The 23,177-nt window shown below is 72.7% G+C and carries 20 protein-coding genes; 15 read left to right on the top strand and 5 right to left on the bottom strand.

What is annotated here, in order from left to right:
• The first annotated feature begins 166 nt into the window (after positions 1-166).
• The 14 genes from ABD340_RS09310 to ABD340_RS09245 all read left to right on the top strand — a co-directional run bounded on the left by ABD340_RS09310 (position 167) and on the right by ABD340_RS09245 (position 15,509).
• Positions 167-3,031, top strand: a complete 2,865-nt coding sequence (locus tag ABD340_RS09310) for an AfsR/SARP family transcriptional regulator (protein ID WP_344588249.1) — start codon at positions 167-169, stop codon at positions 3,029-3,031.
• 46 nt (positions 3,032-3,077) lie between these two features.
• Positions 3,078-4,232, top strand: a complete 1,155-nt coding sequence (locus ABD340_RS09305) for a sensor histidine kinase (RefSeq protein WP_344588248.1) — start codon at positions 3,078-3,080, stop codon at positions 4,230-4,232.
• Positions 4,225-5,343, top strand: coding sequence for a hypothetical protein (locus ABD340_RS09300; protein ID WP_344588247.1), 1,119 nt, complete (start codon positions 4,225-4,227; stop codon positions 5,341-5,343). Before ABD340_RS09305 ends, ABD340_RS09300 begins: the two co-directional genes overlap by 8 nt.
• Positions 5,304-6,020: a response regulator transcription factor gene (locus ABD340_RS09295; RefSeq protein ID WP_344588246.1), complete on the top strand. Its 717-nt coding sequence runs from the start codon at positions 5,304-5,306 to the stop codon at positions 6,018-6,020. Before ABD340_RS09300 ends, ABD340_RS09295 begins: the two co-directional genes overlap by 40 nt.
• A 139-nt stretch (positions 6,021-6,159) precedes the next feature.
• Positions 6,160-6,291: a lasso RiPP family leader peptide-containing protein gene (locus tag ABD340_RS09290; protein WP_344588245.1), complete on the top strand. Its 132-nt coding sequence runs from the start codon at positions 6,160-6,162 to the stop codon at positions 6,289-6,291.
• Between the two features lie 73 nt (positions 6,292-6,364).
• Positions 6,365-6,517, top strand: coding sequence for a lasso RiPP family leader peptide-containing protein (locus tag ABD340_RS09285; protein WP_344588244.1), 153 nt, complete (start codon positions 6,365-6,367; stop codon positions 6,515-6,517).
• Positions 6,518-6,595: 78 nt separating this feature from the next.
• Positions 6,596-8,431 (top strand): asparagine synthase-related protein, encoded by a 1,836-nt coding sequence (locus ABD340_RS09280; protein ID WP_344588243.1) that lies wholly within the window; start codon positions 6,596-6,598, stop codon positions 8,429-8,431.
• Positions 8,428-8,679, top strand: a complete 252-nt coding sequence (locus ABD340_RS09275) for a lasso peptide biosynthesis PqqD family chaperone (protein ID WP_344588242.1) — start codon at positions 8,428-8,430, stop codon at positions 8,677-8,679. Before ABD340_RS09280 ends, ABD340_RS09275 begins: the two co-directional genes overlap by 4 nt.
• Positions 8,676-9,095, top strand: coding sequence for a lasso peptide biosynthesis B2 protein (locus tag ABD340_RS09270; RefSeq protein ID WP_344588241.1), 420 nt, complete (start codon positions 8,676-8,678; stop codon positions 9,093-9,095). The genes ABD340_RS09275 and ABD340_RS09270 overlap by 4 nt, the downstream gene beginning before the upstream one ends.
• Positions 9,092-9,655 (top strand): MauE/DoxX family redox-associated membrane protein, encoded by a 564-nt coding sequence (locus ABD340_RS09265; RefSeq protein ID WP_344588240.1) that lies wholly within the window; start codon positions 9,092-9,094, stop codon positions 9,653-9,655. The genes ABD340_RS09270 and ABD340_RS09265 overlap by 4 nt, the downstream gene beginning before the upstream one ends.
• Positions 9,652-10,593, top strand: a complete 942-nt coding sequence (locus ABD340_RS09260) for an ABC transporter ATP-binding protein (RefSeq protein WP_344588239.1) — start codon at positions 9,652-9,654, stop codon at positions 10,591-10,593. Before ABD340_RS09265 ends, ABD340_RS09260 begins: the two co-directional genes overlap by 4 nt.
• Positions 10,590-11,420: an ABC transporter permease gene (locus ABD340_RS09255; protein WP_344588238.1), complete on the top strand. Its 831-nt coding sequence runs from the start codon at positions 10,590-10,592 to the stop codon at positions 11,418-11,420. The genes ABD340_RS09260 and ABD340_RS09255 overlap by 4 nt, the downstream gene beginning before the upstream one ends.
• Positions 11,421-11,513: 93 nt before the next feature.
• Positions 11,514-13,538 (top strand): WD40 repeat domain-containing serine/threonine protein kinase, encoded by a 2,025-nt coding sequence (locus tag ABD340_RS09250; protein WP_344588237.1) that lies wholly within the window; start codon positions 11,514-11,516, stop codon positions 13,536-13,538.
• A gap of 18 nt (positions 13,539-13,556) precedes the next feature.
• Positions 13,557-15,509, top strand: a complete 1,953-nt coding sequence (locus tag ABD340_RS09245) for a WD40 repeat domain-containing serine/threonine protein kinase (protein WP_344588236.1) — start codon at positions 13,557-13,559, stop codon at positions 15,507-15,509.
• Positions 15,510-15,515: 6 nt separating this feature from the next.
• Here ABD340_RS09245 and ABD340_RS09240 read toward each other — a convergent pair whose 3' ends face one another.
• Together ABD340_RS09240 and ABD340_RS09235 are read right to left on the bottom strand one after the other, a co-directional pair.
• Positions 15,516-15,848: a hypothetical protein gene (locus ABD340_RS09240; RefSeq protein ID WP_344588235.1), complete on the bottom strand. Its 333-nt coding sequence runs from the start codon at positions 15,846-15,848 to the stop codon at positions 15,516-15,518.
• 25 nt (positions 15,849-15,873) lie between these two features.
• Positions 15,874-16,602, bottom strand: coding sequence for an iron-containing redox enzyme family protein (locus ABD340_RS09235; RefSeq protein ID WP_344588234.1), 729 nt, complete (start codon positions 16,600-16,602; stop codon positions 15,874-15,876).
• Positions 16,603-17,163: 561 nt separating this feature from the next.
• Here ABD340_RS09235 and ABD340_RS09230 point away from each other — a divergent pair.
• On the top strand, positions 17,164-18,045 hold the full coding sequence (locus tag ABD340_RS09230; RefSeq protein WP_344588232.1) for a metallophosphoesterase family protein: 882 nt from the start codon (positions 17,164-17,166) through the stop codon (positions 18,043-18,045).
• Between the two features lie 89 nt (positions 18,046-18,134).
• On the opposite strand, the gene ABD340_RS09225 is transcribed toward ABD340_RS09230, so the two are convergent.
• The 3 genes from ABD340_RS09225 to ABD340_RS09215 all read right to left on the bottom strand — a co-directional run bounded on the left by ABD340_RS09225 (position 18,135) and on the right by ABD340_RS09215 (position 23,176).
• Positions 18,135-20,045 (bottom strand): PhoX family protein, encoded by a 1,911-nt coding sequence (locus tag ABD340_RS09225; protein WP_344588230.1) that lies wholly within the window; start codon positions 20,043-20,045, stop codon positions 18,135-18,137.
• 190 nt (positions 20,046-20,235) lie between these two features.
• Positions 20,236-21,195: a D-2-hydroxyacid dehydrogenase family protein gene (locus ABD340_RS09220; RefSeq protein WP_344588228.1), complete on the bottom strand. Its 960-nt coding sequence runs from the start codon at positions 21,193-21,195 to the stop codon at positions 20,236-20,238.
• Between the two features lie 142 nt (positions 21,196-21,337).
• A complete protein-coding gene (locus ABD340_RS09215; protein WP_344588227.1) occupies positions 21,338-23,176 on the bottom strand; it encodes a pentapeptide repeat-containing protein in 1,839 nt (612 codons plus the stop codon).
• Between the last annotated feature and the right edge of the window lies 1 nt (position 23,177).

Genomic DNA, 23,177 nt, shown 5'->3' with positions numbered 1-23,177 from the left:
TAGGCGAAATAAGGCAAGGCTAACCTAAAGCCCCGGCTCTGCCGAGAGCCCCACCGGGCCAGGGGACGATCTCCGCGGAAAAAGCACGCGGCGCGTTCCCCGCGGCCGGCTAAGGCTGTTCGCGGAGAGCATCCATGTCGACACGTAACGTAATATCATCGCATCGATGAGTGCTCGTTACGAGTTCAGGCTCCTCGGCCCTCTCGAGGTTCGGCGGGAGGGGGTGCCGCTGCGGATCGGGGCGGCCAAACTCCGGGCTCTGCTGGCCTGCCTGCTCGTGGACGCCAATCACGTCGTCCCGGTCGACACCTTGGTGGGCCGGCTGTGGGGCGAGGAGCCGCCCGGCAAGGCCCGCAACACCCTGCAGAACTATGTGCTCCGCCTGCGCCGCACGCTCGGATGTCCCGACGTCGTGCGCACCCATGCCCGAGGCTATTCGGTCGAGGTCGAGCCGGACACCTTGGACCTGCACCGGTTCAGTGCGCTGGTCCGCCAGGGACGCGCCGCCCTGGAGACGGACGAATCGGCGCGTGCGGCGCGGCTGCTTCAGGAGGCGCTGGAACTGTGGCGCGGGGAGCCGCTGTCGGACCTGCCCCCAGGCCTGCTTCAGGAGCTCCTGCCCACGCTGGTCGAGCGGCGCCTGGACGCACTGGAGTTGAGGATCGACGCCGACCTTGAGCTGGGCCGGTCCCTGGAGGTGCTGCCGGAGCTGCGCACGCTCATCGGGACGTACCCGTTGCGGGAACGCTTTTGGGCCCAGCGGATACGGGCGCTCTATCAGTGCGGGCGGCGGGGAGAGGCGCTGGAGTGCTACCGCACGGTCGCCGCGCTGCTCGTCGACGAACTGGGGGTGGATCCAGGGTCCGAACTGCGGAACCTCCACCGGCTCATGCTGACGGCGGCTCCCGAGTTGGACGTCGCCGAGGAGCGGCGGACGCGCCGTGCCGGGAACCTGCCCGCCGAGACGACCACCTTCATCGGCCGCAAGGAGCAGCTGGCCGAGGCGCTGCGGACGCTGGAGGCGTCCCGGCTCGTCACGCTGACCGGGGTGGGCGGGGTCGGCAAGACCCGGCTGGCACTGCGGGTGGCGGCGGAGGCCGCTTCCCATTTCGCCGACGGCGCGTGGCTCGCCGACCTGGCCTTGCTCGCGCCGCTCACCGAGGCGGAGCAGCTCGACCGGACGGTCGCCGAATCGCTCGGCCTGCGCGACCACTCGGCCCGGCCTCCGGCCGACGCGGTGGCCGCCCACCTGCGGGACCGGTGCCTGCTGCTCGTCCTGGACAACTGCGAGCACCTGGTAGAGAGCGTCGCCGCGCTGACGCAGCGGCTGCTGCGGTCGGCGCCCGGGCTGCGGATCCTGGCCACCAGCCGGGAGCGGCTCGGCGTGCCGGGCGAACACGTCCTGCTGGTCCGGCCCCTCGCGCTCGCCGACGGCTGCTCGGAAGCGGTCCGGCTGCTGGCCGACCGGGCCGCCGCCTCCGCTCCGGGCTTCGGCGTCACCGACCGCAACCGCGGCTCGATCGTCCAGCTGTGCCGGCGGCTGGACGGCATCCCGCTCGCCATCGAGCTGGCCGCCGTGTGGTTGAGCTCGATGGCCGTCGAGGAGATCCTGGAGCGTCTGGACGACCGCTTCCGCCTGCCGCCCGCGTCCCACGCCCGCACCAACGGCCGTTACCAGCAGACCCTGCGCGGCGTCGTCGACTGGAGCCACGGGCTCTGCACGGAAGGCGAACGGCTGCTGTGGGCTCGGCTGTCGGTCTTCGCCGGCGGCTTCGACCTGGAAGCGGCCGAAGCGGTGTGCGCGGGGGAAGGTGTCGCGCGCGAAGAGGTGATGGACCTGCTCGCCGGGCTCGTCCGCAAGTCGATCGTCATGGCCGACAGTGCAGAGGGCAGGACCCGCTACCGCCTGCTGGAGACCATCCGCCGGTACGGCGGGCAGCGACTGCGCGAACAGGACGGCGCGGTCAGGCTGCGGGTGCGCCACAGCGACCACTACCGCGGCCTGGCGGTCCGCGCCGCCGCTGAGTGGTGCGGCCCGGACGAGGTCCGCTGGATGCGCCTGTTCGGCCGCGAGCTGCCCAACCTCCGCGCGGTGCTGGACTTCAGCCTGACGCACCCGGGCCGGGCCGCCATCGGCCTGAGCATCGTGATCGACCTCATCCGGACGCGTTTCTGGTTCTTCAGCGGCACGATGGGGGAAGCGCGCCACTGGCTGGATCGGCTGTCGGCCCGGCTCGACTCGCCGCCGGACGAGCTGGACGTGGGCGTGACGGCCATGCGGGCCTTCCTGCCTATCATCCAGGGAGACCGGCTGGCGGTGCCGCCCCTCATGGCGGCATGCCGTGCGGCGGCGGGGTCCCGGCCCTCGGCGCTCGCGGAATACATCGAAGGCATCCACGCCCTGCTCTTCCAAGGCGACCCCGGCTCCATCGCCCGGCTGTCCCGTGCCCGTGCGGCGTTCCTCGCGGACGGCCTGGTCAGCGACGCCCACATGGCCACCATGTTCTGGGCGATGGCCGCCGCGTTCCTGGGGCATCGCGACATCGCCTTCGACGCTCGCGACGTCTACCTCGCGGAAGCCCAGGCCGCGGAGGCCGAGTGGGCCGTCACCTGGGCCCTGTGGTCCTCGGGGCTCACCGAGTTGTGGCACGGCGAGCCCGCCCGTGCCCTGGCGCCCTTGCGGGAGGCCCTCATCCGCCAGCGCGCCATCGGGGACGGGTGGGGGCCGGTGTGGGACGTGGAGGCCTTCGCCTGGACGGCCGCCGCCACCGGGCACCACCACTGCGCGGCCGTGCTGCTGGGGGCCGCGCATCGGCTCCGGCAGGCGACCGGAGTCGCGCTCATCGGGCTCAAGCCGCTCCAGGCCGCCCATGCCGAGGCCGAGCGCCTGATCCGGAGCACGCTGACGGAAGCGGCGTACGCCGATGCCTGGCAGCAGGGTTCGGCGGCAGAGGACGGCGTCGGCCTGGCGCTGACGATGGTGGACGAGATCACCAGCCCCGCCCCCCCCGGTGAAGTGACTGGCAGGTGACCGGCGGGCGACCGGCGTGACGGCACGCCTCGGCATCCTTCCTCCCATGGCGCTAGCGGAATCGAGGGGTGCGGATCCGGCGCAGCACGGGGTGCGCCGCAAGTCGGTCCAGTTCATGGTCGTTCTGCGGCTGACGAGCGGCGTCACGGGCGGGGTCGTGGCGCTGGCCGGGCGCGCGGCGGCCGCCCGGCCCGGCTGGGTGACGGTCTGCGTCGTCGCCATGCTGGCCTGGAGCGTCCTGTTCGTCCTCGTCATGGTGGCCTCGGGGCCCTCCCGGTGGCTTCTGGCCGGCGACGTCGCGCTGGTCGCCGGGCTGTGCCTCGGGCACCGCGAGCTGGTCCCCGACCAGGTCCTCCAGGCCAGCGCGGGAACCGGCTGGGTGGACATCATGGCCGGCAGCGGCGTCTTCATCGCCCAGTTCGCCACCAGGCAGCCGTTCGGGATGGCGATCGCGGTGTTCATCGCCGCCGTCTACGCGGCCGGCGCACCCGGCCTCCGGGAGGCGCCCGTCCTCCTGGTGGTGCAGGGCGCGCTCGCGGCCACCCTCGTCGGCCTGCTGCGCCGCGAGGCACGCGCGGTGGACCGGGAGCTGGTCGAGCGGGCCGAGGCCGAGGCCGAGGAGAAGGCGCGTTCCGCGGCCCGCGCGGACGAGCGCGATCAGCAGCGCCGGCTGCACGACACGGTGCTGGCGACTCTCACCATGGTCGGCACCGGCGGGATCACTCGGGCCTCGCCGGTACTGGCGCGGCGCGCGGCGGCCGACCTGGCGGTCATCGACGGCCTGCGCGCGGACGACCTCCGGCTTCCGCGCGGTGCCCGGCTCGATCTGGCCCTGCGCGCGGCCGTGACGGCGCCGCGACCGGGCCTGCCCCTCCTGCGCGTCGTCGAGGACGTCGTACCTTGCGAGCTGCCCCGCGAGGTGGCGGCGGCGATGGTGCACAGCGCCGAGGAGGCGCTGTGCAACGTCGCCCGGCATGCGGGAACGGGCACGGCGCGGCTGGGCCTGGAACGGACGGCGGAGGGCGCCGTCCTCACGATCGTCGACGCGGGCACCGGCTTCGACCCCGCGACGGTCCCCGTGCACCGGAGAGGCCTGCGGGAATCGATCCGCGGCCGGATGCGGGCCGTGGGCGGGGACGCGCGGATCGAGTCCCGGCCCGGGGCCGGGACCCGCGTCCGGTTGTGGTGGCCCGGTGGGTGACGATGGCGCCCGGCTCGTCGCGGTGCGCTACGCGCGGGCCTTCACCATCACCGTCGTCGGGATCGTGGCCGTCTGGCACCTGGGCTACGACCTGGTCATCATCACCCGGAGCCGGCAGGTGTACGAGCCCGCGGCGCTGGTGTTCGCCGCCTGGCTGCTGCTGGCCGCCGCGCAGGCGACCGGCGCGGTGCTCGCGCTGCGTTCGGCCCTGGGCACCGGCATGGCCCGCGCGCTGGCCGCGGCCACGCTGCTCGCCGGGGAGCTGGCGATCGTCACCTATCCCCCAGGGGCGATGATCAGCGACGTCAGCTGGGCCTCCAACACCGCCGGCTGGACCGGCGTCATGCTCCTGGTGCGGCGCCCGCTCCGGGAGCTGGCCGTCTTCATGGCCGCCAACATGGGATGCACGGCGGCGCACATGGCCGCCGACGGCGCGCTGGGGCAGGTGGGAGCCACCCGGCTGCTCACCGTCACCTACACCACGGCCGGCGTCCAGTTCGCCTTCGCCTGGCTGGGGCACCAGCTCCACGAGGCGGCCCGGCAGGCCACGGAGTCCGCCGAGCACTGGGCGGCGAGCCTGGCGCGCAGCGCGGCCGAGGAGGCGGTGCACGCCGAGCGGCAGCGCAGGTACGACTACCTGCGCACCAGGGTCGAACCGCTGCTGCGCGGCCTGGCCGAGGCGCGGCTGGACCCGGGGGACGAGGCGGTACGGCGGCGGGTCGCCATCGAGGCCGCCCGGCTGCGCCGGCTTTTCGCCGAGACCGACGACACCCCGCATCCGCTCGTCCACGAACTGCGGGCCTGCGCCGACGTCGCCGAACGCCGCGGGGTGACCGTCACCCTGCTCGGTTACGGCGACATGCCGCCGATGCCCGCACCGGTCCGCCGCGCCCTGGCCGAGTCGCCGCTGCTGGTCCTCGCGGCGGCGGCGACGTGGGCCCGGCTGACCGTGGTGGCCGGCCCCGACGAGGTGGTGGTCGGCGTGGCGGCCGACGCGGCCGTGGACATCCGGCCGCGGGCGGGCGGGCCGCCGTCGCTGTCCGTCATGGTCGACAGAGAGGAGGACCGGCTGTGGGTGCAGACCCGCTGGAGCCCGGTCGGCTCACCGTAGGGATCATCGACGACCATCCGGTCGTCATCGAGGGCGTCCAGACCTGGCTGGCCCGCGACCGGCGGATCCATGTCGTCCATGTCGCGGACACGCCGGAGAACGTGCCCGCGGGCATCGACGTGCTGATCCTGGACCTCAGCCTGCACGGGCGGCTGGTGCTGGACGAGCTGGCCCGGCTCGCCCGCCGCCCGCAGCGGGTGATCGCCTTCTCCCAGTTCACCGAACGGGAGATGGTGCTGGCGGCGCTGGAGGCGGGCGCCTGCGAGTTCGTGGCCAAGAACGAGGGCCGCGCCCACCTGCTGGAGGCGGTGCTCACCGTGGTCGCCGACCGGCCTTACGTGACGCCCACCGCCGCCGGGGTGCTGGTGAGCGACCGGCCGGCGGCGTCCTGCCGGCTCTCGGAGCAGGAGCGGACCGCCCTGCTGCTGTGGTTCCAGTCCATGTCCAAGGCGTCGGTCGCCCGGCGGATGGGCGTGTCCGTGCACACGGTCGAGATGTACATCAAGCGGGCACGGGTCAAGTACGCCCAGGCGGGCCGCCCCGCCCCCACCAAGGCCGACATGCTCGCGCGGGCCTTCGAGGACGGGCTGATCCGCCCCGAGGAGATCGTGGGATACCGCTCCTCGGCGGCCTTGCCCGGTGCCGTTCCCACCGCGTCCCCCGAGCCCGTCCCCTGAACAAGGGTCATGCGCGTATCCGCTCGAACACTTAGCGTTATTAGCAGGTGAAGGAGCGCGAGAAGAAATGCTCCGCAACCGGATCGGGAACCCAGGCGCGAAAGCGCCCGCACCCTCCCGGAAGGAGGTGAGAAGAAAAATGCAGATCGCTTCCTACGAGCCGCCGACCCTCATGGAGATCGGCGACCTCCGGAAGGTCACCCTCGGCAACGGCACCTGGGGCGTCGACCACAAGAACCAGTGCTGGTACTTCGGTTGCATCCAGGGCTGAGCCCTGGCGGACAGGCGAAGCGGGCCGTGCCGGCGTCCGCGCCGGCACGGCCCTCCGGAGAAAGGGAAATCCGGTGAGAACCATTCAGCACGGCTACGAGCCTCCGTCCCTGACCGGGCTCGGAGCATTCTCCGCAGTGACCCTGGGGGTAATGAACTGGGGTTGGGACTACCAAAACCACTGCCACATGATCAGCGGGTCCCAATGCCCGCCGGCCGCTCGCTGAGAAATGGCCGCGGCGCGCCGGGCCGGGCGGCGAGCCCGGCCCGGCGCCCGGGAATCCACATCATCGCAAGGAGAGATCATGCGATTCTTCGTTGTTCCCGACAGCGCGGCGGGCGAGGCGGTCGTGGCATCGCTCCGTGACCGGCCGGACCTGCGGATCATTCCGCACGAGTCCGGGCGGCCCTGGATCGCCGGCCGGTGGCGGGACGAGGAGGTCGCCTGGGCCGAGGCGGGCCCGCGGCGCATCGCGATCCTGGGCTCGGCGGCGGCGAGCAGGCTATGGCTGGCCCGGTACGTCGCCGGCCTGCGCGGCCCGGCCGGGCTGGACGGCCTGGCCCGCGAGCTGCCCGGCGCCTTCCACGCGATCGCGGCGGTGGACGGCACCGTATGCGTGCAGGGCAGCCTGTCCGCGGTCCGCGAGGTGTTCCACGGCCGGGTGCTCGGCACGACGGTCGCGGCCGACCGTCCGGACACGCTCGCCGCGCTGACCGGGGCGGGCATCCGGGAGGAGCTGCTGGCCGTCACGCTCATCGCCCCCGCTCCGATGTGGCCGCTGGGTGAGCAGTGCCTGTGGCAGGGCGTCGACACGCTCCCCGCGGGCTGCCGCCTGGAGATCGCCCCGGACGGCCGCGGCCGGGTGGTGCGCCGCGCCGTCGTCCCGGCGCCGGACGTTCCGCTCTCCGAGGGGCTGGACCGCCTGCGGCGGGCACTGCACGACGCCGTCGCCGTCCGCACGCACGGCAGGACGATGCTGAGCGCCGACCTGTCCGGCGGGATGGACTCCACCAGCGTCTGCTTCCTGGCCGCCGGGAGGGTCGAGCGCCTGCTGACCGTTCGCTGTGAGGCCACCGATCCGGCGGACGACGACGGGCGGTGGGCCGCCCTCGCCGCCGCCCGGCTGCCCAACGCCGGCCACGTTGTCCACCCGCCGGAGGACTATCCGCTGAATTTCGCGGGACTGCTGGAGAGCGATCCGGATCTGGAGGCGCCGTCTCCCGTGCTCCGGAACCGCGCGATGCTCGTCGAGCAGGCCCGCCGGCTGGCCGCCGCCGGCTCGACCCGGCACCTGACGGGTCACGGCGGTGACGAACTGTTCCTGCCCGCTCCCGCCTATCTGCACGACCTGGCCCGCCGCCACCCGCTGCGCGCAATCGGGCAGTTGCGCGCCCACCGGGCCGTGTACCGCTGGGCCCTGCGTCCCGCCCTGCGGGGACTGCTGGATCGCACATCGTTCTCCGACTGGCTCGCGCGGGATGTGGGCCGGACTCTGGACGGATCGACCCACGACGTCAACTCCGCGCCGCTGAGCGGATGGGGCATCGCCCACCGGATGCCCGACTGGGCCACCCCGGACGCGCTGGCCTCGGTGCGCCACTTGCTCCGGGAGACGGCGGAGAAGGGGGCCGAGCCGCTGTCCCCCCTTCGCGGGCAGCACTTCACGCTGCACAGCGTCCGCACAGGCGGTGCCCTGGTGCGCCGGATGGACCGCCTGTCGGCGCGCCACGGCGTCACCATTGAGGCCCCCTTCCTGGACGACCAGGTCGTCGAGGCGGCGCTCGCCCTGGACTACGCCGAATGCCTGCGTGCGGACAGGTACAAGCCCGCGCTGGTCGAGGCGATGCGGGGCATCGTCCCGGACGAGAACCTCGGCCGCCGGTCGAAGGCGGAGTTCAGCACCGACGTCTACGCGGGGCTCCGGCGGCACCGCTCGGAGCTGCTGGAGCTGTGCGACGGGATGCGGCTGGCCGAACTCGGCCTGGTGGACGCCGACGCGCTGCGCTCCCTGCTGCTGAACCTCCCGCCGTTCCCGCTGCGGCTGGTTCCGCTGTTCGGGACGCTCGCGTGCGAGGTCTGGCTCCGCTCCCTGCCCGCCGGTCCGCGCGAGACCGCCCACACCCTGGAAGGAGCCCGATGAAGCTCTCGCCCGACGTGACCGCCACCGAGACCGGGGACGGCATGGTGCTGCTCAACGAGCGGACGGGACGGTACTGGTCGCTCAACCAGACCGGTCGCGCCGTGCTGCTCTCGCTGATGGACGGGCGCGGGCCCGAGGACGCCGTCGAGGATCTGGCCCGCCGGTACCCGTCGTTCGCCGACCGGATCGCCCAGGACGTGGAGGCGCTCGTCCGCTCGCTCCTCGAAGAGAAGGTGGTACTGCCATGACGATGCCCATGGCGTTGGAGGAAGCCGCCGAGGTGCCGTTGCGGCGGCGTGTGGTGGCCCGGCCGGTCGTGGCGGCGGCACTGCTGCTGGAGCGGATGTCTCCCCGGCGGATGCGCCGGGTCCTGCTGGCGGCCCGGTGGGGCGCCCGTCCTGCGAGCCAGGAGCAGGCGATGGCGGCACGCCAGGCGGTCGTCGCGGTCAGCGTGCGGTGCGCGGGGCAGGGCTGCCTGCCGCGTTCCCTCGCGGTCGTGCTGCTGTGCCGGCTGTGGGGAGTCTGGCCGGACTGGTGCACTGGCGTCCGTACCGAGCCCTTCCGGGCGCACGCCTGGGTCGAGGCGGACGGGGCACCGGTCGGAGAGCAGGACGAGATGCGGCTCTTCCACAAGACGATGACCGTGCCGGCACGGAGGCGATGACGATGCGGGAGTACTTGTCACTCGCCCTGCAGAGCCTCATGGCCGGGGTATTCGTGTTCGCGGCCTTCAGCAAGCTGCGGGGCCGGGACTACTTCGACGGGTTCGTGACGACCGTTCGCAGGCTGACGATGCGCTCGGGCCCGTCCACGACGATGGTCGCGGCGGCGTTCGCGGTCGTCGAGGCGGTGACCGCGGCGCTGATCGCGGTCCCGGCCACCGCGCGCGCCGGCCTCTGGCTGGCGGTGGGGCTGCTGGCGCTGTTCATCGCGGTGGTGTTCAGGGCGGTCCGCGGCCGGGTCTTCGCCGAGTGCGGGTGCTTCGGCGGCCGCGGCGCGGTAATGAGCTATCCCCTGCTGCTGCGCAATTTCGTGCTTCTCACCCTCGCCCTGGCGGGTGCGGCGATCCCGCCGGCCGGTTCGCTGCTCGGCCCGTTCGGGCACGGCGCCGTGCTCGCCGCCGGTGTCGTCGCGGCGGTGGCGATGCTGCGCGGGTACGACCATGCCGTGGGCGCCGTCCTGGCGCGGCTCGCCCCGCGACCAGAAGCCAGGGAGGAGGGATGAGCGGGGCGGCGATCGAGGTGGCGGGGCTCGGTAAACGCTTCGGGTCGGTCACCGCGCTGGACGGGATAGACCTCGTGGTCCCCCCGGGGACGGTGCTCGGCCTGCTGGGCCACAACGGCGCCGGGAAGAGCACCCTGGTCGGCGTGCTGGCGACGCTGCTGCGGCCGAGCTGGGGCAGCGCCCGCGTCGCGGGCCACGACGTCGTCCGGCATGCGCCGCGGGTCCGTAGGGCCATCGGCGTCACCGGGCAGGACGCGACCCTTTCCCTCGGCATGTCCGGCCGGGACAATCTCATCCTGGTCGCCCGGCTGTTCGGCGCCGGGCCGCGGCACGCCCGCGCCCGCGCCGACCGCCTGCTGGAGCTGTTCGGCCTGACGGCCGCCGCCGACCGTCCGGCCCGCTCCTACTCGGGCGGCATGCGGCGGCGCCTCGACCTGGCCGTCACCCTCGTCAGGCGTCCCGAGGTGCTGTTCCTGGACGAGCCCGGCACCGGCCTGGACCCGGTCAGCCGTCTGGGCATGTGGGACATGGTGCGACGGCTCGCCGGGACCGGCTGCACGGTCGTCCTCACCACCCAGCATCTGGAGGAGGCCGACCGGCTGGCGGATTCGATCACCGTGCTGGCCGCGGGCCGGGTCGTCGCCTCCGGGCCGCCCGAGGAGCTGAAGGCGCGGATCGGGCGGCGCACCGTGCGCGTGTGGTTCGCCACCGACGACGAGGTCGCCACCGCCGACCAGGCCCTTCGCCAGGCCGGACTGCCGCCCGAGCGCGACGGACGGCAGCGGTCGGTGACCGTCACGCTGGCGGCGGAGAACGACCTGGCGGCCATTGTGCGGACCCTGGACGCGGCCGCGCTGGAACCGGCCCGCCTGACCCTGGACGAGCCGGGGCTCGACCAGGTGTACTTCGCTCTCACCGGCCGGACGGAGGCGCGATGACCGTCCAGGCCCCGGCGGGCGCGCTCTCCTTCGATGGAACGACCGGCTGGCGGGACGCCGGGACGGCGACGCAGATACAGGTGCTGACCGCGTCCTGCGTGCGCGCCCACGTCCTGAACCGGCGAACGCTCCTCATCGGCCTGATCGAGCCGCTGGTGATGCTGACGGCGTTCGGCCAGGTGTTCTCCGGGCTCGTCCACGTCCCGGGATTCCCGGCGGGGGTGCGCTACATCGACTTCCTGCTGCCGGCGCTGCTCCTCACCACGGCCCTGCAGACCGGGCTGCAGGCCGGGATGGGAATCGTGGACGACGCGCGCGAAGGGATGCTCACCCGGCTGCGGGCCATGCCGGTCTGGCCGGGGTCGGTCCTCATCGCCCGCAGCCTGGCCGGACTGGTCCGGATCATGCTGCGCCTGCTGGTCCTGCTGGTCCTGGCGTACTGCGTGTTCGGCTTCCGCCCTGGGGGAGGGCCGGCGGGCGTGTCGGCCGCCGTCGCCCTGACGCTGGTGATCGGCTGGAGCCTGGGGTGGGTGTTCATCGCGCTGGCATGCTGGATCGACAGCGCGGAGACGCTGCACGCCGTCGCGGGGATGGTGATGTTCCCGCTGATGTTCGCCTCGAACGCCTTCGTCCCGGTGGACGGCCTGCCGTCCTGGCTGCGGTGGGTGGCCCGCTGCAACCCGATCACCTACGGCATCGACGCCGCGCGCGATCTGAGCCTCTCCGCCACCGCCGCCCCGGGCGTTCTCCTCGCCGTCCTGACGGCCCTGGCCGTGGCCGCCCTGACCGCCCCCGTCGCCGTCAGAGGCCTGAGCCGCCCCAGATGACGGCGGCACGGTTGCCTGCCCCGCGATCACTCAGACATAATCGTCTTTTTAAGCGGGGAGGTGGCTTTGGGGCCGTTGGGAACGTCCGATCCTGTGCAGATCGGGCACTATCGGATGCTCACCGAGCTGGGCCGGGGCGGCATGGGCCGGGTACTGCTGGGCAGCGGGCCGGACGGGCGGCTGGTCGCGGTCAAGCTGGTGCACGAGCAGTTCGTGGACCACGACGGGTTCCGCGCCCGGTTCCGCCGCGAGGTGCGCGCCTCCCGCAAGGTCGCCGGCGCCTACACCGCGGCGGTGATCGAGGCCGACACCGAGGCGCCGGAACCCTGGCTGGCGTCGGTCTACGTGCCCGGCCCGCCGCTGCGCGAGGTGGTGGCCACCGCCGGCACGCTGGCGGCCGAGCCCGCGCTCCGGCTGGCCGCGGGCCTGGCGGCGGCGCTGATCGAGGTCCACCGCGCGGGGCTGGTGCACCGGGACCTCAAGCCGTCCAACGTGCTGCTCACCGACGACGGCCTCCGGGTGATCGACTTCGGGATCGCGCGGGCGGCCGAGATCGAGGACGGTACCCAGGTCACCCGGACCGGCGCCCTGGTCGGCACCCCCGGCTTCATGTCGCCGGAACAGGCCCTGGGACGGGACCTGACCACGGCCAGCGACGTCTTCTCGCTGGGCTCCGTGGTGGTGTACGCCTGCACCGGCCAGGGGCCCTTCCACGGCGGGAGCACCCCGCGGACGCTGCACAACGTGATCCACGCCGACCCCGTCATCGGGACGCTTCCCGACCGGCTCCGCGATGTCGTCCCGGCCTGCCTGGCCAAAGACCCCGCCGCCCGGCCCAAGCCAGAGCAGCTGCTGGAGGCGATCGGCGAGGTGGCCCCGTCCGCCCGCCCCTGGCCGCCGGCGGTGCACGAGCTCATCGCGCGGCAGGATGCCGAGGTCGCGCGGTTACTGCGCGGCCCGGAGCACCCGACGCCGCACGACGCACCCGAGGTGAACGCGCCGACCGTCCTCGAACCGGGCGGCTCGGCCGGCGCGGCCCCGGCGGTGCCCGACCGCAGGCGCGTCCTGCTGCTGGCGGGCGGAGGTGCCCTCCTCGGTCTCACCGCGCTCGCGGGCACCGCCGCGTGGGCGCTGCGCGACGACGCCCCGCCCGCTTCCGGGCGCGGCCGCGCGTCCGGCGGCAAGGCGGCCGGGCGACCGCTGGCCGCCCTCACCGGCCACGCCGGTTCGGTCCACCACGCGGAGTTCAGCCCGGACGGGAACCTCCTGGTCACCGCGGGCGAGGACGGCACGGTGCGGCTGTGGGACGTCGCCGCCCGCCGGATCTCCGGCGAGCCGCTCAAGGTCGCCGACGAGTCCGTCCGCAAGGCGGCGTTCGACCGGGTGGGGAAGCTGCTGGCCACCGCGGCCATCGGCGGTGCCGTCCAGCTGTGGGACGTGCAGACCCGCCGCCAGGTCGGCGAGACCCTCGGCGTCCGCTTCTTCGACTTCAGCGACCGGCCCGGCCCGGTGAGCGACGTGGCCTTCAGCCCGGACGGGAACACCCTGGCGGCCGCGGGCACCAAGAAGGTGCAGCTGTGGGACGCCGATTCCCGCAAGCCGACCGGCGAGCTGGAGTTCGACGGCATCAACCTGATGACGCAGCTGTCGTTCAGCGGGGACGGCCGGCTCCTGGCCATCCCCGACGATCAGCTCATCCGGCTGTGGGACGTCGGCTCCCGCAAGCCGGTCGGCCAGTCGCTCCTCGGGCACACCGCGAAGATCGGCAAGTCGGTGATGAGCCCGGACGGGCGGACGCTGGCCACCGGCGCCTGGGACATGACCTTGCGGCTGTGGGACGTCCAGCGCGGGGCGCCCATCGGCCAGCCCCTGCGCGGCCACTCCCACACCATCCAGGGCCTGGCCTTCAGCCAGGACGGCCGGTTCCTGGCCAGCGCGAGCCACGACGCCACCGCGCGGCTGTGGGACGTGGCCGCGCGGAAGCCCGTCGGGCAGCCGATCAGGCCGCAGGCCAAGACCGTCACCGCCGTGGCGTTCAGTCCCGACGGCGGGACGCTGGCCGTCGCGGGCGACAAGACCGTCTGGCTGTGGGATGTCGCCGACCGCACCCGCACCTGAATGGGAGACGAGGTTGCCATGCGGCCGCTGAGCGCGCACGATCCGGACCGGATCGGGCAATACCGGATGCTCGCCGAGCTCGGCCGCGGCGGCATGGGCCGGGTACTGCTGGGCTCCGCGCCGGACGGGCGGCTGGTCGCGGTCAAGCTGGTGCACGCCCGGCTCGTCGACGCACCCGGCTTCCGCGACCGGTTCCGGCACGAGGTGGCGGCCACCCGCACTGTGTCCGGCGCGTACACGGCCGGAGTGATCGACGCGGACGCGGACGCACCGGCGCCCTGGCTGGCGTCGGTGTACGTGCCCGGCCCGTCGCTGCGCGACGCGGTCCGGGCGGCGGGCCCGCTGCCGGAGCAGGCGGTGTCGCGGCTGGCGGCCGGGCTGGCCGCCGCGCTGCTGGAGATCCACCGGGCCGGGCTGGTGCACTGCGACCTCAAACCGTCCAACGTGCTGCTGGCCGCCGACGGGCCCAAGGTGATCGACTTCGGTGTCGCGCGGGCCATCGAGGACGGCGACCGGGCGCAGGACGGACCGCTGGCCGGGACGCCCGGTTACATGTCGCCCGAGCAGGCCGAGGAAGGGCCGCCGGCCGCGGCCGGCGACGTGTTCTCGCTGGGGTCGGTGCTGGTGTTCGCCTGCACCGGCCAGGGTCCTTTCGACGGCCCGGGGATCGCGCAGGCGCTCTACAACGTCGTGCACACCGAGCCCGACCTGGCGGCGGTCCCGGACCGGCTCCGCCCGGTCATCGCGGCCTGCCTGGCCAAGGATCCCGGCGATCGGCCGGACCCTGCTCGGCTGGCGGAGATGATCGGCCAGGTCGCCCCGGCCGCCCGCCCATGGCCGCCCGCCGTGCAGCGGCAGATCGAGGAACGGCGGGCCGAGATCGACCGGCTGCTCCCGGCGGAACCGGCGCCCCGCGGCACCCGCACCCGGGTCCGCGGTCTGCTGGCGGCGGGCGCGGCGGCGGCCGCGATCCTGGTGGTGGCGGTCCTGGCGGCGCCGTGGTCCGGTTCGGAGGCGCGGACCGGCCCGCGCCCGTCCCGGTCCGCGGCCCCGCCGGTCAGCTGGCCGCTGCGCGGGCACACCGCCATGGTCCACGACGTGGCGTTCAGCCCGGACGGCCGGACGGTGGCCAGCGCGAGCGAGGACGCCACGGCGCGGCTGTGGGACGTGGCGGGCCGCACACCGCGCGGTGCGCCGCTGCGCCACCCCGACGGGGTGGGCGCCGTCGCGATCAGCCGCGGCGGCAGCACGCTGTACACCGCGGGCGACGACGGGCGGCTCCGCATCTTTCCGATGTCGGGCCGCGGCCGGCCGAGCGGTCTCGACATCGGGCTCGGCCCGCTCAACAGCATGGCCCTGAGCCCCGACAACCGCGTCCTCGCCACCAGCAGCATGGGCCAGGACGTGCGGCTGTGGGACCTGGACGACGGGAAGGTGGGGCCGGTCCTGGAGACCGGCGCCGGCAACGTCGAGGCCCTGGCGTTCGGTCCGGACAGCCGCACCCTGGCCATCGGCACGACCGGCACCGAGAAGAACCTCGACACCGGCAACAACCAAGGCCTCGCGCAAGTGTGGGAGGTGTACGACCGCAGGAAGGCCGGAGGGAACCTCGGCGGGTACGACTCCTGGGTGCAAGGCGTGGCGTTCAGCCCCGACGGGCGGACGCTGGCCGTCGCGGGCGGGGAGATCACACGCCTTTGGGACGTGGCCCGGCAGCAGCAGATCGGCAAGCCGTTCCAGTGCGACGGGCGCTGCTACACCGTGGCGTTCAGCCCCGACGGCCGAACCCTGGCCGCCGGCGGTTCGGGCACGACCGTCCGGCTGTGGAACGTGGCCGACCACCGCCAGATCGGCCCCACCCTCACCGGCCACACCGGGGTCATCTTCAGCGTGAAGTTCAGCCCGGACGGCCGCACCCTGGCCACCGGCAGCGGAGACGGCACCGTCCGGCTGTGGCCCGTCCGATCCTGAAGCGGGTCAGCGCAGCGCACAGTTGGCGGGTGCGCAGCGGGAGCCGGCGTATCCATGGGCCGCGGCCGCCGCAGCGAAGGCCAGACCGATTCCAGCCGTTTCGCCGGGCACGGTGAGCAGGGCCAGCCCCGCCAGGGCGGGCAGGACCCAGGCGACGTCCAGCGGCCCGAGCAACTCGATCGCGGTGGCCACCCCCAGTGGGATGTGCCCGATCGCCGAGAAGCAGGCGAAGTTCATCCCGGAGACGACCACCGCGTAGGCGACGATCGCGGGCAGGTCGCCGCGCCAGACCGCGCCCAGCCGTTTCCCAGGCCGGACCAGCGCGGCGAACTCGCGCAAGTGCCGATGTGGTCGAACGGCTGTTTCAGGCGGCGAGCATCGCGTCGTGCACACCCGACCAGTAGCCCGCGGTCAGGTCGAGGAAGCCCTCGAAGCCTTCCTGGACGCGTGCGAAGTCGGCGTCGGTCCGGCATACCTGGGCGGCGGAGATGACGGCCTGTTCCTTGTGCTCCTTCTCGGCCTCGCCGATGTGCACGTAGAAGTACTCGCAGGCCTCGTGGAACTCGTCCTCGCCATACAGGTGCTTGTAGTTGCGCACGCCCTCGTAAAGCCGCACCAGCATGGAGTAGGCCAGGTGCTCCTGGCCTAGCAGCGCGCCTTGCACTACCCGCTGGTCGTCGTCGGTGAACAACGCGCGCTGGCCGCCGCTGAACGCCGCGGTCGAGGGCAGCGGTTCGGCGGCCCGCAGGTCATCGGGCACGATCTGCCGGACGCCGAGACGGGTGAGCAGGTCGGCCAAGAACTGTTCCAGGAGCAGCAAGTGGGCCTTTTCGGGGTCGCCGTTGCCGTACTCGGAATACAGGTTCTTCACGCACTCCACGCGGGCGGCCAGGTCCTCGGTGTGGAGCACCGACAGGGCCACCATCACCGATGTGTTGACGGTGCGCGCGTAGAACTCGCGCGCGAACACACTGACCTGCTCATACGGGAGCGGCCCGGACTGCCAGTGACGGTAGAAGCCGTTGTCGAGGGCGGGGTGCTTGTGAGTGGTGGCGGCGAGGTCGCGAATGGGAGCTTCGTAGCGCGCGGACATGGTCCTCCAGCGTGTCTAGGCGCGGTTCAGTCGCTACTGCGATCAGTCTGCAATGTTGCGCCGCACTCCGAAACGTCCGCTTGTGGCCGCTATGCGCCGCGCACCACCGGCCCGCTCAAACGGAGGTGTCAGCGATGACCCCGTCGGTCTCCGTGTCCGGGATGAGCCGCGGGCACCGCGCTTCAGCGATTCTCGAAGCCGGGGACGAGGTGGTGTCCTGAACCGGCCGCGGCCACGGGCGCCCGCTGGTGGTACGGCGCGGACCGTCACCGAGTTACTATACCTTCTGGATGGTATAGTTTCCCTATGCGACCGAGCCGGCGGCATCTCGCTGCCCGAGGCGGCCATCACCGCCCTGCTCCTGGCCGCCGGCGCCCTCTTCACCTCCCGGCGACTCGCCCGCCGTCCCGCCGTCAGCCGGAAGGCCGAGGAGAAGGTGCCCGCGGTGTAACCGACAGAAGCCGGGCATGGACGATCAACCGGGCGCTACGGTGGGACACCACGACCCTGTGCGCTGCGGTTCCAGGGTCACTCACACGACGTCCCGAGGAGGGACAGGCGATGAAGATCGCGTTCTTCGGCGACGTCCACGGGTGCGTGCTGCACGCTCTGGGCGCGGCCGTCATGCTCAGTACCCGGCGCGGGATCCGGCTCGACGCCCTGGTCCAGGTGGGGGATCTGGGCGCGTTCCCCACCCCGGAGCGGATGGACGAGCCCAGCCGCAGGTTCGGCGCGAAGAACCCCGCACAAGGCGATTTCTTCCGGCTGCTCGCACCCACGCCGCGGCTCATCGAGGGCGTACGGCTCGCCCTCGGGCAGGTGCCCCCGTTCCTGTTCGTCAGCGGCAACCACGAGGACCACGATTGGCTGGCCGGCCTCCACCGGGAGGACGGCCAAGCCCACGAGCCTGTGGCAGTGGATCCGCTCGGTTCCCACCGGCACGTCGAGTGCGGAACCGTCCTGGATGTGGCCGGGCAGCGCACGGCCTTCCTCGGGCTGATCGAGGCGCCCGGCTCGATGGACTTCGATCCGGAGGCCTACGAGCGGCTCATGGCGGCCGAGCCGGGCAGCGTGGACATCCTGGTCACCCATGAAGGTCCGTACGGCCTGGGGGAATACCGGGGCCGCGTCCTGGGCTCCGCCAAGCTGACCACGCTCGTCGAGCATCTGCAGCCGCGCCTGCACGTCAGCGGCCACTACCACCACGAGAACGGCCCGCGGCACTACGGGCCGACGACCTCCTACGCCCTGAACCAGCTCGTCAAGTCCAAGACCAACAGGGACGCCGCGCCGGTCAACCCGCGGCAGGAGGTGATGCGCGGCAGCATCGGCCTGCTCGACACCGAGACCTTCGCCTTCGAGTACGTCCACGACCCGTGGCTCACCGAGGTCCACGGCGACGACCTGGACCTCGCCGCCCTCGTCGGCTCGGCCGCCCGCTGAGCATCCGCCGGGTGGCGTGCGACACGGCCTCGGCAGGCGTTCGGCTCACGCCGCGGCCGGCGGCATGAGCCGTTCCGCCCGTCCTCGGCTCAGGTGCCGATGACGCCGCCGTCCTTCCTCCGGATCACCAGCGTGGCGGGACGCGGGCGCCCGGCCGGGTCGAAGTCGGGCCAGTTGCTGACCGCGCGCGGGTTCTGCGGCGTGGGCGTGCCCCAGAACGTGGTCGACTCGCCCGGGTGCTGGATGTTGACGAACATCGTCCGCCCGTCCGGAGCGGTGCTGATCCCGGTCACCTCGCAACCGCGCGGCCCGACCAGGAACCGGCGGATCTCCCCGGTGCGCGGATCGGCCGCCAGCATCTGGTTGTTGCCGATGTTGTCGTGCCCGCGCTCGGGACGGTTCTGCGTGGAGTTGGACACGTCCGTCTGGATCCACAGCCGCCCGTCGCCGTCGAACCACAGCCCGTCCGGCGAGCCGAACACGTCCTCCGCGGCCAGCTTGACCTGCGGGTCGTAGGCCGGGTCCCCGGCGAGCACGAAGATGTCCCACTCGAAGGACGTGGCGGTGTTGTCGCCGCCCTTCTCCCGCCACCGGATGATGTGGCCGTACGGGTTGGGCTTGCGCGGGTTGGCCTTGTTGTCCCAGCCGGACCCGTTGGTGAGGGTGAGGTAGACGTCCTTGTTCTTGGGGTGCACCGCCACCCACTCAGGACGGTCCATCTTGGTGGCGCCCACCGCGTCCGCCGCCGTCCGGGTCCGCAGCAGCACGTCGGCCTGGTCCTTCCAGCCGTTGGCGGCGGTCAGGGGGCCGGTCCCGAACGTCAGGGGCAGCCACGTGCCCGAGCCGTCGTCGTTGAACCGGGCGACGTAAAGCGTTCCATGGTCGAGCGGGTTCTTGCGGACCGCACGCAGCGCCCGCCACGGCGCGCTGCCCACGAACTTGTAGACGTACTCGCCGTCCTGATCGTCACCGGTGTAGACCACGACGCGGCCGCGCGATTCGGTGACCGTCGCGCCCTCGTGCTTGACGCGGCCCAGCGCGGTGCGCTTGACGGGCGGCGCCTTCGGGTCGAACGGGTCGATCTCCACCACCCAGCCGAACCGGTTGAGCTCGTTCGGATTGGCAGCCACGTCGAAGCGGGGGTCGGCGGCATGCCACCGGTAGCCGAACCCTTCGGCGACGACGCCGTAGCGGGCCTGTTCGGCCGTGGGCTTCCAGGTGGAGTCGTCGGTGGAAAAGTAGCTGTTCCAGTTCTCCTCGCACGCAAGGTAGGTGCCCCAGGGCGTGTAGCCGTTGGAGCAGTTGTTGAGCGTGCCCATCGGCTTGTTGTTGGACCGCAGGAGAGGGTGGTGCGCGGACACAGGGCCGGAGAAGGCGACCGGGGTGCTGCCGGTCACGCGGCGATTGTACTTGGAGTCGACCTGCCGCCACCGGCCGCCGGACTGCTCGATCTTGACGACGCTGACGCCGTGCGCGGCCAGCGCCTTGTCGACCTTCTCCTTGGACATGACCGCGTCGCCGTCGGGGTAGAGCATCGTGCGGTCGACGTACTCGTGGTTGAGGACGAGCAGCCCCTCCTTGCGGCCCGAGGGGAAGAAGTGCATCCCGTCGTGGTGCATGCCGATCTGCTGGGCCTGCTCAGCCGCGGTGTTGGAGGCGTCCTTCTTCCACTTGGGACCGCGTGAGTTCAGCGGTGTACCCCACGGGATCAGGACCTCGGCCACGTACCCGTCTGGCACCACCACCTTGTCGGCCGACCCGGCGGGCACCGGTTTGAAGCCCAACAGGCGACCTCGCCCGCCGGAGACGGCGGGGGCCGCGGCGGCGGCCGGTCCGGCGGTGGCGGCGAGGAACCCGGCCGCCGCGGCCACCGTCCCGCCGCGGATCACCGACCTCCTCGACCAGCGCGCCTCGACGACGTCCCGGAACGCCGGATTTCCCGACGGGTTGGTGCTGACGTCCTCAGGATCGGCCCCGCGGGCCACGTCGTCCACGGTCATGGCGACCCTCGCTTCTTGTTCGGCTACCGGCGCCGCCGGCCTTCCGCGTCGCGCTCGGGGCGCGGCGGAGATCCTTTGGCGGTCACCGGGAACCTAGAACCCGCCCATGACCACAGAGCGGCGCGAACGTGAACAAACGCCCCCACAACCGGCTATGACCGGCCGAAACAGGCCAAGCGCGCCGCGCCGGTCAGCCGAGGCGCCGTATCGGTGTGCCTGCGAGGAACGCCTGGATGTCCTCGACCGCATCGCCGTAGTACCGGCGGTAGTTGCTCTCGGTGACGTAGCCGAGGTGCGGGGTGGCGAGCAGGCGGGGCAAGGTGCGGAACGGGTGGTCCGCCGGAAGGGGTTCGGTCTCGAACACGTCGAGGCCGGCGCCGGCGATGGTGCCGCGGCGCAGGACGTCGATGAGCGCGCCGTCGTCGACGATGGCGGCGCGGGAGGTGTTCACCAGGTAGGCGGTCGGTTTCAGCAGGGCCAGCTCGGCATCTCCGAGCAGGCCGCGGGTCCGGTCGCTCAGCACGAGGTGGACGGAGACGACGTCGCTGGTGCTCAGCAGTTGCTCCAGGGAGGCCGCCCGTGTCACGCCGACCTCGTCGGCCCGCTCCTGGGTGAGGTTCCGGCTCCAGGCCAGCACCTCCATGCCGAAGGCGAGCCCCACCTGGGCGACCCGGCCGCCGATCTTGCCCAGCCCGAGCAGCCCCAGGCGGCGGCCGTGCAGGTCGGCGCCCAGGGTGTGCTGCCAGGGCCCACCCGTGCGCAGCGCGGTGTTCTCGGCGACCAGGCCGCGGGCCAGGCCGAGGATCAGCGCCCAGGTCATCTCCACGGCCGGAGTCGACGAGCTGGCCGTGCCGCAGACCGTCACGCCCTGCCGCTCCGCCGCGGCGTAGTCGATCACCGAGTTCCGCATCCCCGAGGCGACCAGCAGCTTCAGCCTGGGCAGCCGGGCGAGCAGCGACGCCGGGAAGGGCACGCGCTCGCGCAGCGTGACGACGATGTCGAACTCGGCGAGGGCGCCGGCCAGTTCCTCCTCGGCGGCGAGGTGCTCGGCGAAGCCGACGACCTCCACCCGGTCCAGGACGGGCGACCAGTCGGCGACGCTCGTCGCCACCCCCTGGAGGTCGTCCAGCACCGCGCATCGCAACTTCATCCCGAATCCACCTCAGACTCCATCGATCAACCTCGGTCCCTCATCATCGCCGAACCGTCGAGCAAGTTCCGCGCCGGACCTCGTCCGGCACGACCTGAGCGGACTCGTCGGGCCACGTCCGCCGCGCGACCCACGTCCCTGGCTAAATGCCCTTGGCGCCGTCCAAGCGGGCTCCGGTCAGGTCGGCGTTCTCGAGGTCGGTTCCCGTGAGGTCGGCACCGGAAAGGTCCGCGTTCCGCAGGTCGCTGCGAGACAGGTCCGCGTCCCTCAGGTTCGTCCCGCGCAGGCGGGCCTGGGAGAGCCGGGCATCGGTGATGGTGGCGCCCCGCAGGTCGGCCCCCGACAGGTCGAGCGACTCCCCCACGATCCCGGTGAGGACGGCCCACGGCAGCGCCACCCCGCGCAGGTCGAGGTCGCTTGGCAGCAGGCGGTTGCGAAGTTCCGCCTGCGCGCCCTCCTTACCGGACGGCCCCTGGTAGACCGCCAGAACCACACCGCCCACCGCGAAGGTCTCGAAGCCCCCGAACCCGCCGCCGGAGTCGACCCAGCGCGCGTGCTCCCGCGCGACCGCGTCCAGTTCGTCCTGGGTGACCGGATCGCCGGACATCGCCAGGTCGTGCATCAGGTCCGGGTCCAGCTCAGGCGCCTCCTCCTTCGGCTGAGGGCTTCCGGGTGGAGGGCGCAGTGCCTCCGGCGGCTCCGCGGGAAGGCCCACGGGCAGGATGTGCACCTGGGACCCGCCGTCGTCATTGACGACGGCGGCCAGCAGGCGGCCGTCGGGCGACCACTCCAGGCACGTGACGAACTCGCCCGGCCGGTGGCGCGTGATGATCTCCGGACGGCCCACCCGGCGGATGCGCACTTCCTGCTTCGCGTCGCGCTCGTGTGCGAACACCGAGGTCGCCGTGAACGCGCCGTCCGGGCTCACCGCCACCGCCCAGATCCGGTCGCACGGCTCGTCCTGCTTGCCGACGACGGCGCCGCACGCCGGGTCGATCACGTGCACGGCAGGGTCCATGCCGGCCGCGAACAGGCGGGACTCGTCCTCCGTGAACGACACGGACTCGATGGTGAGCCCCTCCTCGTCGGAGCCGAGGACGGTGGGGCCGCCGATGAACCGCACCCCGTACTGGTAGCCGAACTCCACCCGGTGGCGGCCGGTGCGCGATCGTGCGAACCCGGCCTCCTCGGGGACCGAGGTGACGGCGCGGGCGTCGGCGTCGTAGGCCGCCTGTGTTCCGTCTTCCTTGTCCAGGATCGTGACCACGGGACGTCCCGGCACCCACATCAGACGGGCGGAGAAGAAGTCCGCCGCGATCCGCTCGCGGCCGTGCTCCGACCAGGTGGCGGTCTCGTAGACCACCAACTCGGCCTCGTAGCTGTAGACCGCGAGATAGCGGCCGTCGTCCGAGAAGGCCAGCTCCTTCGTTTGGTCCCCGCGGAACGGTTCGAGGACCTTGGCCGGGTTGCGGAGGTCGGGGACGTGCGGGAGGTCTTCGGGACGCGGGTCGTCCGCCCACAGCGGGTAATGCGTCGTGCCCCAGGCGTCGCCTTCGTCCAGATGCTCGATCCAGCGCTCGCTGGTGACCCTGACGGTGTAGTCGGCCTGGACGAGGTGATCCTCGTGCTCCCAACGGCCGGCACGCTCGTAGTAGAAGTCGTGCAGGACCTCCCAGCCCTCCGCGCTCGGAGGATCGTTCCGCCTGGCCGTGCACTCGACGTCCTCAACGAACCAGCGGGCGTTCACGGCGCACCAGTCCGCGTCGAGGATCTGGTCCACGCTGATCGTCGCCTCGCCGATCGGGTGATCCCACCGGCCGCTCTCCCACAGCAGGCCGAGGAAGAAGGCGCGGTCACGATCAGGCGGCGGCATGTAACCGCGGCCGGCGGTCTCGTAGTAGACCACGAAGACGCGGAACCGCACCTCGCGGCGGTCGAGGTCGACGCCCAGGACACGTGCTCCGAAGATATCGGTCGACATG

It is taken from the genome of Actinomadura vinacea, from assembly GCF_039532545.1.
GTDB classification, from domain to species: domain Bacteria; phylum Actinomycetota; class Actinomycetes; order Streptosporangiales; family Streptosporangiaceae; genus Spirillospora; species Spirillospora vinacea.
Note: the sequence above shows the minus strand (reverse complement) of the source record. Positions and strands in the feature narration are given on the sequence as shown.